At 66.1% G+C, this 14245-nt stretch carries 13 protein-coding genes and 1 tRNA gene; 6 read left to right on the forward strand and 8 right to left on the reverse strand.

What is annotated here, in order from left to right; genetic code table 11:
• Positions 1 to 43: 43 nt before the first annotated feature.
• The 3 genes from GTP90_RS24580 (at position 44) to GTP90_RS37455 (ending at position 1199) form a co-directional block, all read left to right on the forward strand.
• Positions 44 to 119 (forward strand) — tRNA-His (locus tag GTP90_RS24580).
• A gap of 224 nt (positions 120 to 343) precedes the next feature.
• Complete coding sequence (locus tag GTP90_RS24585) at positions 344 to 616, forward strand: BrnT family toxin (RefSeq protein ID WP_161085997.1); 273 nt, start codon at positions 344 to 346, stop codon at positions 614 to 616.
• The gene (locus GTP90_RS37455; RefSeq protein ID WP_308937317.1) at positions 597 to 1199 is read left to right on the forward strand and encodes a BrnA antitoxin family protein; all 603 of its coding nucleotides are present in this window, start codon (positions 597 to 599) and stop codon (positions 1197 to 1199) included. Before GTP90_RS24585 ends, GTP90_RS37455 begins: the two co-directional genes overlap by 20 nt.
• Positions 1200 to 1231: 32 nt before the next feature.
• Here GTP90_RS37455 and GTP90_RS24595 read toward each other — a convergent pair whose 3' ends face one another.
• Positions 1232 to 2743, reverse strand: coding sequence for a mechanosensitive ion channel family protein (locus GTP90_RS24595; protein WP_161085998.1), 1512 nt, complete (start codon positions 2741 to 2743; stop codon positions 1232 to 1234).
• Positions 2744 to 2933: 190 nt separating this feature from the next.
• Here GTP90_RS24595 and GTP90_RS24600 point away from each other — a divergent pair, with 190 nt between their 5' ends.
• The 3 genes from GTP90_RS24600 (at position 2934) to GTP90_RS37340 (ending at position 4467) form a co-directional block, all read left to right on the forward strand.
• A complete protein-coding gene (locus GTP90_RS24600; RefSeq protein ID WP_161085999.1) occupies positions 2934 to 3635 on the forward strand; it encodes a hypothetical protein in 702 nt (233 codons plus the stop codon).
• A gap of 128 nt (positions 3636 to 3763) precedes the next feature.
• Positions 3764 to 4216 carry a hypothetical protein gene (locus GTP90_RS24605; protein ID WP_161086000.1) on the forward strand — a complete coding sequence of 151 codons (453 nt, stop codon included), beginning with the start codon at positions 3764 to 3766 and terminating at the stop codon, positions 4214 to 4216.
• 125 nt (positions 4217 to 4341) lie between these two features.
• The gene (locus tag GTP90_RS37340; RefSeq protein ID WP_256367618.1) at positions 4342 to 4467 is read left to right on the forward strand and encodes a hypothetical protein; all 126 of its coding nucleotides are present in this window, start codon (positions 4342 to 4344) and stop codon (positions 4465 to 4467) included.
• 4 nt (positions 4468 to 4471) lie between these two features.
• Here GTP90_RS37340 and tssA read toward each other — a convergent pair whose 3' ends face one another.
• From tssA to GTP90_RS24640, 7 genes are all read right to left on the reverse strand, one after another.
• Positions 4472 to 5677 carry a type VI secretion system protein TssA gene (tssA, locus tag GTP90_RS24610; RefSeq protein ID WP_161086001.1) on the reverse strand — a complete coding sequence of 402 codons (1206 nt, stop codon included), beginning with the start codon at positions 5675 to 5677 and terminating at the stop codon, positions 4472 to 4474.
• A gap of 12 nt (positions 5678 to 5689) precedes the next feature.
• The gene (locus tag GTP90_RS24615) at positions 5690 to 6325 is read right to left on the reverse strand and encodes a formyltransferase family protein (protein ID WP_161086002.1); all 636 of its coding nucleotides are present in this window, start codon (positions 6323 to 6325) and stop codon (positions 5690 to 5692) included.
• Positions 6326 to 6348: 23 nt separating this feature from the next.
• The gene (locus GTP90_RS24620) at positions 6349 to 10479 is read right to left on the reverse strand and encodes a type VI secretion system protein (protein WP_371875121.1); all 4131 of its coding nucleotides are present in this window, start codon (positions 10477 to 10479) and stop codon (positions 6349 to 6351) included.
• A gap of 25 nt (positions 10480 to 10504) precedes the next feature.
• Positions 10505 to 11272, reverse strand: coding sequence for a DotU family type IV/VI secretion system protein (locus tag GTP90_RS24625; RefSeq protein ID WP_175048218.1), 768 nt, complete (start codon positions 11270 to 11272; stop codon positions 10505 to 10507).
• Positions 11273 to 11282: 10 nt separating this feature from the next.
• The gene (tssK, locus tag GTP90_RS24630; protein ID WP_161086004.1) at positions 11283 to 12608 is read right to left on the reverse strand and encodes a type VI secretion system baseplate subunit TssK; all 1326 of its coding nucleotides are present in this window, start codon (positions 12606 to 12608) and stop codon (positions 11283 to 11285) included.
• A gap of 17 nt (positions 12609 to 12625) precedes the next feature.
• Positions 12626 to 13132 (reverse strand): hypothetical protein, encoded by a 507-nt coding sequence (locus GTP90_RS24635; RefSeq protein WP_161086005.1) that lies wholly within the window; start codon positions 13130 to 13132, stop codon positions 12626 to 12628.
• Between the two features lie 10 nt (positions 13133 to 13142).
• Positions 13143 to 14245 (reverse strand): cation:dicarboxylate symporter family transporter (locus GTP90_RS24640; RefSeq protein WP_254452026.1); only part of this gene is annotated, 1103 nt, incomplete at its 5' end.

Below are 14245 nucleotides of genomic sequence, written 5' to 3' on the forward strand. Positions count from 1 at the left end.
GCACCTGTCTACGAAACAGTAGACAAAGCGAAGTAAATCAGTGGTGGCTGTAGCTCAGTTGGTAGAGTCCAGGATTGTGATTCCTGTTGTCGTGGGTTCGAGCCCCATCAGCCACCCCACAGAATACGTAGGAAAATCAGAGGGTTACAAGTTTTGGCTTGTAGCCCTTTTCCTTTTGTCGGAACATAGTCTTCCAAACTTTGGCAGATGCACCGCTCCGCCTTTCTCATTAGCCTCTCGACCAGCTGCGCCGGGCTCCATCGGCTTCGCACTGCCCCAACCTAAATTATTGTATATACATAAAAAGATTGACCTGTATTTTTTATGTACATACAATAATTCAATGCAGATCACATGGGATCCCGACAAAGACCGCATCAACCGGCAGAAACATGGCGTTTCGCTGGCGGATGCTGCCCTTCTCGATTGGGATACTGCGATGGAAGAGCTGGACGATAGAGAAGATTACGGCGAGGACAGGTATAGAGCCTTCGGAGCCATCGAAAATAAACTGTACTGTGTGATATTTGTGGACCGCGACAACGGACGAAGAATTATCAGTCTACGGAAAGCAAACGCTAAAGAGGTAAGAAATTATGTCGAAGCCAATAAATGACCAGGCGGTGAAGGCCACCGCACCGGCAACGATGAAGCGCTCAACAAGGACACCGCAGTTGGACGAAGACACCCGTCGTGCAATCGCTCGCAAGGCCAAGGCCCTTACGCTCATCATGCCGACAGAGGAAGAGGATGCCGCAATTACCAAGGCTGCGCTATCCGATCCTGACAACCCGCCAGCTACCGGCGCCGAATTAGGAAAACTCCAGCCAGCTCGACGCCCACGGGGACGGCCAGCACTGAATGTGACCAAGGTACCCACGAGCATCCGGTTTGACAGTCTGGTGCTGGACGCATTCAAGGCTTTCGGTCCCGGCTGGCAGACCCGTATCAACGAAGTTCTGCTGCAATACCTAATTGACACCCGTCAGCTCATCCGATTCCACGCCACGGTGCAAGCCACCGCAAAAGAGCAGCGCAAACCGGACGAATTCTTGGTTGTGGCACGAGATGCAGTTCAAGCCAAAGAGAAGCTCAAACAGCACCTGCTTGCCTCTGGCCGTGAAGAGGCCGCACGCGAGCGGGTCGTTACCGTAGACGTGGGCAACGCTGCGGTTAGAGATTTACCGGTAATAATGTAGCCACGGCCAACTGGGCGGTGATCAGGCATGCTTCAGTGCAGCCTGAAGAACCGCCGTATGCCTTCCAGGTAGTTAGCTTGCTGTACTTGCTCGGGTTCCGCCTGATGGCTGCGGACGGCGCTCAGGCCTTCGCTGCGGTCGCTGAGCACGTGGGCGAATTCGTCCGCCAGTTCGGGACGCTCTTGCAGGATGGTTTCAAAATTCTCCTTGTCCAGCCGGTAGCACAGCACGTCGGTCCGGGCGGTGACGGTGGCGCGGCGTGGCGCGCCGGTCAGCAGGCCGATCTCGCCGAACACGTCGCCCGCGGTGAGCGTGGCGCAATGGACGCGCTCCCGCCCCTCCGCCTCGAACCACACGTCGGCCTCGCCGCCGGCCAGCAGATACAGCCAATGCGCCACCGCGCCCTGCCGGGTGATGATGTCGTCCTTGACGAACGGCGTGTTGCGCAGCGCCTTGGCGAGCTTGCCCAGCTCCTCGTCGGTGAGGCTGGAGAACAGCGCCACCTTGCCCAGCGCTTTTTTGCGCGCATCAATTTCCAGCGACTGCCTGGCGTTCGAGCGCCGCTCCGAATCCGCGTTCAGGCGGACGTCCATGCAAGGATGGGCGAGCGACAGGCTTTGCCGCTGCAGCGCGCTGTAGAAATGGATGCGCACGGCCGAATCGGTGCCGTCGTCGTGGGCCGGATTGGTGAGCCAATAGCGCACCGCGTACTGGATCAGGCCTTCGCGGTAATCGGTGACGATGCACTCGGGCGGCCGCACCGCCGAGATATGTTCGATATGGGTCTGCCGCAGCGCCGTCTGGACAGTGGCGATGACTTGCTGCGGCGGCACCGCGTCCTCGATCCAGAAATGCACCCAGCGCCGGAACTCCGGCTTGCTCTCGCGGCTGTACACCTCGACCTTCGATTTCATCAGCACGCTGTTGGGAATGACGATCAGGTTGCCGTTGTTGGTGTGCACCGCCGTATGCCGCCAATGCACCTCCACCACCTTGCCGCGCACGTCGTCGACCTTGATCCAGTCGCCGATGCGGACCGAGTTGTCGAACTGGAGCGCGAGTCCGCCCAGGATATTGCCCAGCGTTTCCTGCATCGAGAAGGCGACCACGCCGGTGATGACCGCCGACGTGGTGACCAGTCCGCTCAAGTCCAGGCCGGCCACGCGCAGCCACACCAGGCCCCAGACGATGTAGGTGATCACCAGCAGGATGTCTTCCATGATGCGCGGCGGGTGCATGCGCAGGGCCGGCAGCAGCACGCGGAAGGCGGTCAGGCCCAGGATGCGTATCAGCAGCAGCCCGAAGCCGAGCATGGAGGCGCTTTCAAACAGGCCGGCGGCCTGGCGCTGGTCCATGTCGATCATGAGCTTGCTGGAGAGGCTGAGGATCAGGCACAGGCCGCCGAACAGCAGGTTGTTGCGGAACATGTGCTGGCTGTCGGGATCGGAGCGGGTCAGCAGCAACTGCGTCACGCTGCAGAAGAGGACGGCGGCGACCAGGCCGGCGTGCCAGGGATTGATCCATGGGCCATCGATGGTCAGCATGCGGGCTCCTCATCCGTTGCTAGCTTGAATGTATTGTGAACTGATCACCCCCCAGGCGCAATGCGATAACGAGCTAAACTATTTAAACCCTTTTGGCTTAGCAACAAGACCGCCATTTTATGGTTGCTTAAAAGTTAATGGTGTACCATGGACAAATCCCTGCGCTTTGGGTAAATCCACCGGAACTAAAATGAACTGGACCACCGCACTTCTCGGCACCCTATTCCTCAGCAATCTAGCAACGGCGCAGACGGCGCCCGAGCAGGAAGTCAACATCGTCGGTTTCAAGAATCCCGAGCACAAGTCCTACCAGTCTTTCGTGCGCGCGCTGTCGGTCGCCGAGCGCTTCAAGGAGCTGGCGCCGCAGGCCGATCCCGGCTTCCGGCTGCTGTCCAAGCCGCCCGGCAAGGACCTCACGCTGCGCCTGGTCGGCAACGCCGCCGAACAGCCGATCGCGCTCGATCCGCAAGGCTATTTCCATCTGGAGAAGAAGCCCGCCATCGATGACGGGCGGGCGGACCTGGTGGTCTCGGCCAAGGCTGGCGCGGCGGCGTTCAAACCGTCGGTGCGCACCCCCGGCCTGCCGCCATCCACGCGGCGCCTGGGCGACCTGCGGATGGAGTGCGAAATGCTGTGGGTATTGGACAAGGACGACATGCCGTTCCTGATCAGGTCGACGTTCCAGCTGGCCGGAGGCCTCTGCCATTCCGGCAAGATCGCCGTGGATTTTCCTGAGCCGCTCAAGCTGCGCTCGGCCACGCTGGTGGAGGCCGACCGCACGTTGAAGCTGCCACTCCAGGCCGACCGCCATGGCTACATCGCGCCCGTCCATGACAAGAGCTGGAGCAACGAAGCCAGGGTGGTGTTCGAGCCGGTCGAGGATGGCAGCTAGCCAGTTAACCGCCACGCCGGCGTTACAAAATTTTATTGTGGTTGTTGCCCCGTGGAACTTGTTTGGCGCTACAATGAACGTCTGTGCATTCGCATGCAACGCCTCCCCTTTCAAGATTAAGCCCAGCCATGTCCCACGAGAGAACACCCCTGCACGAAGTCAGTACCTATAGCAAGGACACGCCGGTCGGCTGTCCCGACATCAACGGACGCGCGGCCGTGTTTGTGCCGACCGCGTTGTTTGACGTGAGCAGCTCCACCACCATCCGCAAAGGCGCCGGCATCGTCGGCTATGGCAATCCGGATGGCTCGCTGACCGTCTTCTTCGAGGCCAACCGCTTCGACGAGACCAGCCTGCACAAGTGGGAAAACAAGGCGCGCAAGGCCTACGACCGCATGGTGGCCAGCGCGCCGACCGTGTCCAAGGCCAAGATGGACCCGAAGATGGTCGAGCAGATCGGCTACATCGACGGCTCCGGCATCCAGCTGAAACAACCGGAACTGCTGCAGCACTGGCTGGAAGTGTCGAACGCCACGGACACCGCGCCGGCCGACGCCATCGTCGTCTGGAAAACCAAATAAAGTTGGTGCAAAGATAGAAGACGGGCAGTTGTCCTACAAAGTATCGGACATTCGGCTGATGCCCGTCTGACCTCCCTTGGGATATTCTGGACGCATTGGTAGTCCCATCCCCACCGGAGTCTGTCATGGCACGCTATCTCCACATCGCCTTTGGCGCGTTGTTGCTCGGCCTGGCTTGCGCATCGACCTACGTGTTGTGCACGGAAAACGCCTTGCAAGACCATTCCACCTCGCTCTACCAGCTGCGCTGAGACGTCATTCACGCAAGCCCAGCATATTCACCAGACGGTTCAAGTCGCCCTCCTCGCGGATAATTTCGGCCATCAGTTCGGGCAGCGGCATGCGGCCCCAGTTGACGGCGCGCCGCAGCAGGTATGGCGTCGGGCTGTGCGGTTCCACCAGGCTCAGGTAATCGGCCAACGCCTCCAGCGTGGCATACGCCTCGTCGCGGTTCTTCCAGCCGGACTTGACCGCCACCGGCGGCGCGGCCGCGCTGCTCGTTTCCTCCTTGCCTTGCGGCGCTTCGGGCGTCGTCATCTCTTCTTCCTTTTGCTCGGGAACCAGCTGTTGCAGCACGCGCTCCAGCGCCACCAGCGTTCCCTTCAGTTTAGACAGGTTCGGCGCCTGCGCACCCAGTTGCAGGTCGACGAAGGCCAGCATGGTCTCCAGGCAGTTCAGGCAGCGCTGCACCACCTGCAGCCGCTGGGCCAGCTCCCGCCCCAGCCGCTGGTGGGCGTAAGCGATCACTTCGGCGCGAGTCAGCGGCGCCTCGGCGTCGGCGGGCGGGCGCGGCTCGGCCGGGTGGCCGGCCAGTTCGCGCGCCGTCATGCGCTCCCAGTCGACCAGGGTCTGCGCCGGCGGCTTGCGGCCGTTGATCTTCAGCAGCGGCACATGCACCCGCACCGTCACCGCGAACGATTCGTTGATCCACTCCAGCGGCGCCACGCGGGCGTCGGCGTCGCCGTCCTGGATCACCGGATGCAAGCCTTCCCAGTATTGGCGCAGCAGCCGGTCCACCAGGCTCAGGCCGCGATACATGCCGTCGATGCCGTGCTGCCGCGTCCACGCCTCCAGCAGCCAGGCGGCGATCTGCAAATCCTTGGAGCGGGTCGCCAGCATGGTCTTGCAGCGCGCCTCGATCAGCGGCCAGTCGGCCTTCTGCAGCGGCCGCTCCCACTGCCGCATCGGCAGGCTGGGATCGTCCTCCTCGCGCGCCAGCCGGATCTCGGTGAAGATCGGATCGTAGCGCAACGCCGGGCCGCAGGGCTGGTCCTCGGTGATGGGCTTGAGCAAGAGCTCCAGTTCCTCCTGGTGCTCGATGCTCATCAGGGAAAGCGGTATCGGCAGGCTGGGTGCGTTCATAGGGGCGGTCGGGTTCGGAGTACTGGGTGTTCGCTCATCGGAAATCAGCAGGCGCGCCTTGTCGACCAGGTTGCGCAGATTGCTTTTTATGGTCGCCATGCGCCGCTCCGCCTACGGTAGCATCTTGGCGAGCTCGCGCGCAAAAAACTTCGCGGCAAGCGGCGACGTCAGCTTGTGCAGGTCCACCACCGTGGCGCCGTAGGGCACGTAGATTTTCTCGGACAGGGCCAGCAGCGGGCCGGTGTCGAAGCCTTCGTCGATCTGGTGCATGGCGATCACCACATGGTCGGAGCCGTTGTCCAGCAAGGCCTGGAAGGGATTGGGGCCGGCGTAGTGCGACGGCCAGCCGTCGTCGATGCAGGGATGCAGGTTGTAGAAGCCCAGCCGCGGCCAGTCGAACAGGCGCGCGTCGATGCGCTGGCCGAAGGTGGCGCTGATGCACAGGTCGGGCTGCCACTGCCGGTCGTACAGGTTGAAGAACTCGTCCGTCTTGACGCGGCCCTTGTACGGCACGATGCCGTGCGACAGCGCCAGCTGTTCCACCATGGTTTCCTCCGCCAGGCTGTGCGGATAGGCCCAGACCCGGCGCCCGCGGCTGACATGGTCCGAGTCCACGTCGTCGGTGGCCACGCCCACCACGCGCACGCGCTGCGCCAGCGGCCCCTTGAGCAGTTCGCTCAGCACGTGGAAGCCGCGATGGAAGCTGCCGAACAGGGCAACTCGCACGAGTGGGGGCAGGGATGACATGGCAATACCTCGTTCAAACCGGCCTACCAGGCCGGCGCCTTGACTGGAAACACCGGCGGCCACACCAGCGGTGTGCGCTTGCCGGCAGCGCTGACGGTCAGCCGCACGTACACCCTGGCGCGGCTGTCGCGGGTCTGGATGCGGCCGTCGCCGACCGCGCTCATCGGGAATTCGAATTTCAACAGCTGCGAGCGCGCGCCCGACGCCGCAGCCGATCCTGCGTCGGTTTCGCGGTAGGCCGACACAAAGCTGAACAGCGCCCACGGATCGTCGAAGCGGTAGCTGACGGTGCGGCCGTCCACCGCCATGCCGGGATGGCCGGGCTCGGCTTTCGGGATGGCCGGGCCGTCCTGCGCCACGCGCAAGGTCAGCACCAGCGGCAAGCCCGGCTCCCAGCGCAGCGCGTGCGGGGCCTCGCGCTGGTGCACGGTGTGGCCGCCGATGGCCAGCGACCAGTCGATGATCTGGTTGCCCTCGCTTTCGGCGGCGCTGTTGGCGCGGAACTCCACCAGCACGTCCAGCCCGGCGGCCTGCCCTTCCTCGCTCGGATACAGCGGCGCCAGGAACTCGCGCACCTTCTGCATCTGCTCGTCGACCTTGCGCACCGTGCTGGCCGGCGACGGCCGCGTCGGGTCGCGGTCGGAGGCCAGCGCCAGCGCATGGGCCTGGTCGAACAGCTTGAGCACCGCGCCCACCTCCTCGACGTCGGCCGGCACCCGGTCGCCCTTGCCGGCGTCGGCCGCCAGCGCGCGGAACGGCGCGCGGTTGGCCAGGCCGGCGTTGAAGGCGTCGGCAAAGCGGGTCCAGGTGTCCTGGTAGCGGGTCTGCGTCAGCTCGCGGCAGCGCGAGTACAGCCCGGCCTGCAATCCCTGCATGCGCTCGGCGAACAGGTCGCCGGCGCGGCGCTGCGCCGCGCGCGCCGACAGCTTGTCGAGGCAGTTGTCGATGCTCAGGTCGGCCGCGCCGGACAGGATGAACTGCTCCAGCGCGGTCAGGCTGCTGCTCGGGCTCTTCAGCTTGTAGCGGCCCAGGTCGGCCACCGTGACCTTCCAGCGCAGCACCGACGGATTGTCGGCGCCGGCGCCGCCCAATTGCAGCAGCAGCGCTTCCGCGCTCTTGCCGGCGGCCTCGATGAAGGCGGTCTGCTGGGCGACATAGGCTTGCAGGCCGCCCGCGTCGGAGGCGCCGAAGGCGTCCAGCAGCGGCCCCTTGGCGCCGTTCCAGGAGCTGAAGCCGCGGTCGCGCGGCACGAACAGGTCGGCGCGCACCAGCGTATCGTCAAGCTGCCGCAGGCGGCTCAGCGCGTCCTGCGTCAGCACCGCCGACAGATGCGCCGCCACCGTGGCGCCGCCGTTCTCCTGCAGCCAGGCGCGCACCCGCAGGGCCTTGGCATGGTCGGCCTCGTTGACCGGGGACGGCGTGTCGCGCGCCGACACCAGGTAGGCCTGCGCCAGGATGTCGCGCGCGGTGTCGGCCAGCGCGGCGTCGGTCAGGCGCGCGGCCGGGCCCTGCATCATGACCGGGAACTTCGGCAGCAGCTCGGTCTGCACCCGCTTGCGCGTGTCGGCCAGCGCCAGCACCTGGTCCAGCCGCGCGCCGTCCCAGCTGACGGTGGCGCCGGCCGGCACTTCCGGCAGGCGGCCGGCGTGGCTGGACTTCATGAACGGCTGCGACAGCAGGAGGTTGAGCGCGTCGAGCAGCGCCCGCCGGTCCGGCGCGAAGTTCCACGAGGACTTGGCATCCACCCACTCCAGTCCCTGGCTCAGCCCCAGCGCGTGGTTCTCATCGGTCATGGGCGCGTCCCACTGCGCGATGAACCGGCGGAAGCCTTCCTCGGTCTGGGCGCGCGCGTCCTCGACGGCCTTGTTCCCCAGCAGCGACATGCTGCCGGCCTGCTGCAACAGCTGCGACCAGCCCGGACCGAGGTCGAGTTTTTCACCCCGCATCCAGCCGCCGGTGCCCGTCATCAGGAAGGCTTCCTGCGCGTGCAGGGCCTTGCGCAGCGCCTCCCAGGGCACCAGGTTGGCCTCGGCATTGGGGTCGCCCTGGTACAGCGTGGTCAGGCTGTCGTTGATGCTCTGTTCGGCCAGGTACAAACCGTTGTTCTGGAACAGCCGGCTCGACACCGCCTTGACTCCCAGCCCGAACGAACAGGCCAGCGCATCCTGGACCGGCGCGATCTCCAGCGGCGGCTTGGTCGCGGCCACCGTACGGAACAGCGTGGCGATGCGCGTCAGGTTGCCGCTCACCCGCTGGTGCAGCAACTCTTCCACCACCAGACCCAGGTCGTCGCCGGACGGCGCCTTGTTGCCGGGTGAACTGAGCCGCTGCATCGCCTGCACCACTTTCTCAAGCTGCGCGACGTCCTCCACATACATCCGCAGCGCGTCGTATTCCTGCGTGTTGGTCACATCCAGCCCCACGGCCGGCGGCGCGCCGAGCTGCCTGGCCCCGCGCGGCGGCGCGCAGTACCTGCCGGCCAGGGCGCCCGAAGCCTTGTCATACGGCCTGCCGGACAGCGCGCCGGCGCTGGTGTAGACCGCCTGCTGCAACGGGTCGAAGGCGGTTTCGGCGAAGCCGCTTTCCATGCGCCGCTGCACCCGGACCGGCAAATCGTCGAACCATTGCCACGAGCCTGGCATGAACGGCGACCACAGGCGGGCATTGGCGATCTTGCCGATATTGTCCAGCGCATCGAGCGCGCCCCGCTGGTCCAGCCGTTGAGAGGAAAGATGGTTGCGCTTGACCGTCTCGCTCAGCACGTCGTCGTGGCTCAGCGATTGCAGCGCCGTCACCACTTCGGTGCCCAGTCCGTGCAAGCGGACGGTGGCGAACACCAGCCCCAGCACCCACACCGCCGGCACCCCGACGGCGGCCCAGCGCGCCGCGCGGTGCATGCCAGGACGGCGCATGCTGTGCACCGACGACGAGCGCACCAGCCCGGCCTCGGCAAAGATCTTGCGTTCGAAGATATCGCGCAGGAAGGCCGGCACCGCGCTGTCGCGGCCCGGCCGATAGGCGGGCGCGTCGGCGGACAGCGACGGCTCGGTCCGCTCGGGCAAGGCGTCCGGCGCCGGCTCGGCCGTCATTGCACCGGTGCCGTCGGCCGGCGCCTGGCCGGCGCCCAGCAGCGCCGCTTCATCGCTGCAATCGCCGGTCAGGTAGATGCCGCGCAGCAGGAAGGGCTCGTGGTAGGCGCTGGGCCGCATCAATTCTTCGGCGAACATTTTCAGGCCGGCGCGCAGGCGTTCGACCTGGTTCGGCAGCAGGAAATACTCGCTGCTGTCGGCGTCGGACGGCTCCAGCGCGCACAGCTCGGCACAGCTGTCGGACAGCGTGCGGCCGATCTCGTTCATCGCGGTGTCGATCCACAGCCCCTGGAACGGCGCCACCAGCTCGTGCGGCGAGGACCAGCCCAGCATCGAACGGCGCAGCGGTTCCGGCAAGGCCGCCGCGAAGCGGGCGAAGCCGGGGATGGTTTCGCAATCGCTGATCGCCAGGTAGATCGGGAAGCGCAGCGCCAGCCGGTTCTGCGCCAGCCACAGGCGGCGGTGGATGGCCTTGGCGCGCGCGGCCAGGTCCAGCTGGCCGGCGCCCTCGACGTCGAGCAGCGCGCTGGCCGGCAGCGCCACCACGATGGAATCGAAGGGCCGGTCCGGCCGGTAGTTGCGGCACAGGCCGAGGAAGTCGTCCCAGGTGGTGTTGGCCATGGCGTTGGCGCCGGCCGCGTCGGCGTCGGGCGTGCCCAGCGAGTCCGAGTGCAGCTGCACCGCGATGCCCTGGTCGAAGAAGTTCCAGGCGATGCCCTGGGCGCCGGCGGTCAGCGTGCTGTCCGCGCTGAGCGCGCTTTGCAGCCCCGACTGCAGCAGCGGCAGTTCGCGCCCGGCGCCGCCCTCGTTGAGCACCAGCGTCCACGCCAGGCTGTAGCGTTCCGAGCGCGCGGCGATATTGTTTTCGATCAGCTCCACCGCCACCCGGAACGATTGCTTGAGCGAGTCGGTGCTGATCTGGCGCGGTTTCTGGTCGGCCGGCTTGTCGGCCTTTTCCGCGCCCTTCATCGCCGCCCAGATGACGATGGCGAACAGCAGCATGACGAGCAGCGTCAGCACCAGCAAGGTGGCGATGGCCGTGTTATCTGACAAGAAGTTGAACACTATGCGCTCATCCTGTTTGGTTTAATCACACGGTCGTGGCCAGCGCGGCGCGGATCGGCCACGATTGCCACAGCCACAGCACTTCGGACAGCCCCAGCAGGATCAGCAGCGCCAGCACGAACATGATGCCGCTGCGGTTGAACTTGGGCAGGCGCCGCGCCGCCAGGTGCGACAGCGTGCTGGCGTACGGCTGCTCGGACAGCGTGCGGTCGCGCCCCTGCAGGTCGGCCGGGCGCTGGTACACGAACTGGAACAGCTCGCGCCGGTACTCGGCGATCTTGTCCTGCTTCTGGCCGCGGTAACGGCCCTGGAAGCCCAGCGACAGCAGATACAGATACAGGCGGCCGACGTTGCGGCGCGCCGCCTCGCGCTCGCGCAGCAGCTGGTCGAGGTCGTCGAACACGCGCTCGCCGGCAAAGCTGGACTTGAACAGCGTGGTCTCGACCAGCACGTGGCGCCAGTAGCCGCGCCCGGCCCATTCGGTGTTGAGCATCACCTCGTCGGCCAGCGCGGCCTTGAGGAAGCGGCCCTGCACCTCGGCCTCGATGCCGGCCTTGCCGACGATGCGGCGCGCCTCCAGCGACTGCAGCTCGATCAGCTGGCACAGCTGGCGGCTGAGCGCCTCGGCCGCGGCATTGGCCTCGCCCTCGGCCACCCGCGTGGCCGCCTGCGCCGAGCGCGACAGCATGTCGTAAAAGTCGCGGAACTGCACCGACGCCAGGTCCACGCCCTCGCCGGCGCCGCCGCTCCAGGCCGGCGGCGGCGACGCGTTGCTTGCATTTTTCGATAGCATGCTCACGGCATCATCCCTTTATGAACAACACCACTTCCTGCGGACGCTGCGTCTGCAGGCTTTCGTTGGCGTTGCTGATCAATAAAGCCTGGCCGGCCACGATGAATTCGTCCGACACTTCCACGCTGAACAAGGTGTAGCCGGCGCTGGCGCGCAGGCCCAGCTCGGGCGCGGCGTCGATGCGGCTGCGCGGCGCGCCCAGCACGCGGCGGTCGGTCAGCGAGGTCCACACCGTCTGCGAGCCGATCACCGCGCCGGCCATCCATTGCGTGGCCTCGCGCTCGGGCTGGCCGCGCAGGCCCACCACCAGCCGCGCGCCCAGCCACTCGGCCTGCATCGCCAGCGAGAACGCCTGGCCGTCGTAGCCAAACACGCAGGTCTTCCACTCCTGGCTGACCTCGCCCACCAGGTCGGCCAGCGCGCTCAGCACGGCGTCGAAGGCCGGGGCGGTGTCCGCGTGGTCGTAGGCCGGCGGCATGATGGGCACGGCGCCGGGACGCAGCGTCGCCAGCGGGCCCAGCTGCGCGCACAGCGCCAGGTACAGCGGCAGCGGATGCACGGACGGGCTGCGCAGCAGGGCTTCCAGCACCGGCAGGTTGAGGATCAGGCTCGACAGCCGGGCCTTCTGCTCCAGCAGGTTGATGCGGTCCTCGGTGCGCGACGACGGCTGCGCGGTCTGGCGCGCCAGGAACACCGCCTTGTTGCGCATCTGCGTGACCAGGTGCTGCGCGCGCTGGCGCACGGTGGACGCGGCCGGCACGTCCAGCATGGCCGGCAGGTAGGCGCCGCGATGCACGATCTCGTTGCCCTTGTTGACCGTCATCAGCCGCAGCGCGGTGTAGGCCGCCGACGGCACCGGCCCGGCCGCCAGCCCCAGGTTGACCGCCATGCGCGGCACGTCGGCCGGCAACGCCTGCGACACCTCGTCCTCCACGGCCGGGCTCTCGACGCCGCGGAACATGGCGGGCTGGCCCGGCTGGCGCAGCGAGCGCGTGTTGCCCACCACCAGATACACCGCCAGGTCCTGCTGCGCCATCGCCTCGGCCCACGGCGCCAGGTCCAGCTCCAGCCGCTGGCCCTGCGCCAGCGCGCTGTCGTAGGTCACGGCCATGCCGTTGGGCAGGATCGCCTCCAGCTGCTGGATGCGCAGCAGGCCCGTGGTCAGCAGCGCCTCGTCGATGACGAGCTCGCGCACGCCCCAGCCGTAGGGATTGGCCGCCATCGATTGCCAGGCCAGCAGCGCGTCGATGCGCGCCCCCTCCTGCTGGAAGTGCTGCGGCGTCAGCATCATGCCTTCGTGCCACTGGATGCGATGTAAAAGTTGAGGTACGGTCATTGAGTCGCTTTCATGATCTACTGGGCCGCGCCGGCCTTGGGCTCTTTGGCACTAAAGCCCTGCGCGTTCAGTTGCACAACATATGCCGATGCGTTCAGCAGCAGGCGTTCGCGGTGTTCGCCGGCGTTGCTGTAACCGGCAAACACCAGCGCGGCCCAGGCCTTCTGGTCGCTCCATTTTTTATCGTTCAACTTGATCGTCTGGGCCGGCACCAGCTCGTAGGGGTAGACGGTGAGCGCCTCGGGGAAGGTGCGCTGCAGCTCGGCGCGGGTGGCGAACCATTTCGAGGCCGGCATGGCCAGCAGCGCGTCGAGCACGGCCGGGTCCTTGACCAGCACCACGTCCACCGCCACCGCGCTGTTGCTGTTGGCGTCGTCGGCGGCGCGCAGGGTCAGCGTCTTCCAGCTGGGCGAGGCCATGCTGGGACCGAACAGCGCGCGCGTGGCGCCGCAGCCGGCCAGCGCGCACAACAGCGCGCACAGCAGCAGGCAGCGGCGAGGGATCGAGGTCATCATTAGTTGCATAAGTCAGTCTTCAAAAGGCCCTGCGCAGGCCATAGCCCACGCCGGCGCAAAACACTGTGAACAGAGCAATCAACAACAGGAACAACACGGACAGCGCTTGCTTGCGGGTGAAGACGAGCTTGAGCGTGGACGGCTGCCACGCTTCGGAAACTTGCTCGTTATTAATATACAGACCATCCGCAACCAAGGCAATCAACGCTGACGATATAAGAAAGGAAAGTAAATTCCGTGGTCCTTCGCACAACACTTCCACCAGCATAAACACCGGCAGCACCGCCTCCAGCGGCAGGCTCATCGAGGCCATCACGAAGCTGCCGAGTATCACCGACTTGCCGCCGGCGATGCCCACCGACCACAGCGCGGCGGTCCACGACAGCGCGCAGATCCAGGCGATGTCGGCGGCGACCAGCGGATGGTGGTACAGGTTGGCGACGAAGATCGCCAGCACCGCGAAGAACATCGCCTCGCCGGCCTTGAGGAACACCGGCGCGATCGGCGAGACCAGCTCCACCAGGCCGCGGCTGAAGCCCAGCCGCACGCTCATGCCCTGGATGAAGCCCGGCACCGCCGCCACCGCCACCGGCGAGAACAGGCAGACGGTGATCGGCTCGCGCAGCGCCAGCATCACCAGCCACGGCGACTTGTTCAGCTTCCAGCACAGGACCGCGATGGCCGCCGCGCACACCGCCAGCGCGGCCACGAAGAAGGCCGCCAGGAAGCTGCCCAGCAACATGATGGCTTCGACCCCGGCCGTGGCGGTGGCGGCCGCCGCCAGCACGAAGGCGGCGGCCGGCAGCAAGGTGTTGAAGCGGTTCACCAGCGATTCCAGCGCGCGGTACATGCCCTCGAAAATGCCGCTGAGCTGGGCCGAGCGCAGCGGGTCCTGCACCGCCACGGCGGCGCCGAAGCACAGCACGCCGATCAGCACCGACGGCAGCGAACCATACGCCAGCACGCCGAACAGGTTGTCCGGCACCAGCGCGCCGATGTCCCACTGGTCCGCCGCGCCGTCGCCGCACATCGGCAGCGCGTCGTGTAGGGGCCGCGTCGGGTAATTCGTGTAGATCTCGGGGGCCGCCGTATCATTCACGAACACCGCCAGCGCGGCCACGA

It is taken from the genome of Duganella vulcania (assembly GCF_009857655.1).
In the GTDB taxonomy this organism is placed as follows: Bacteria; Pseudomonadota; Gammaproteobacteria; order Burkholderiales; family Burkholderiaceae_D; genus Rugamonas; species Rugamonas vulcania.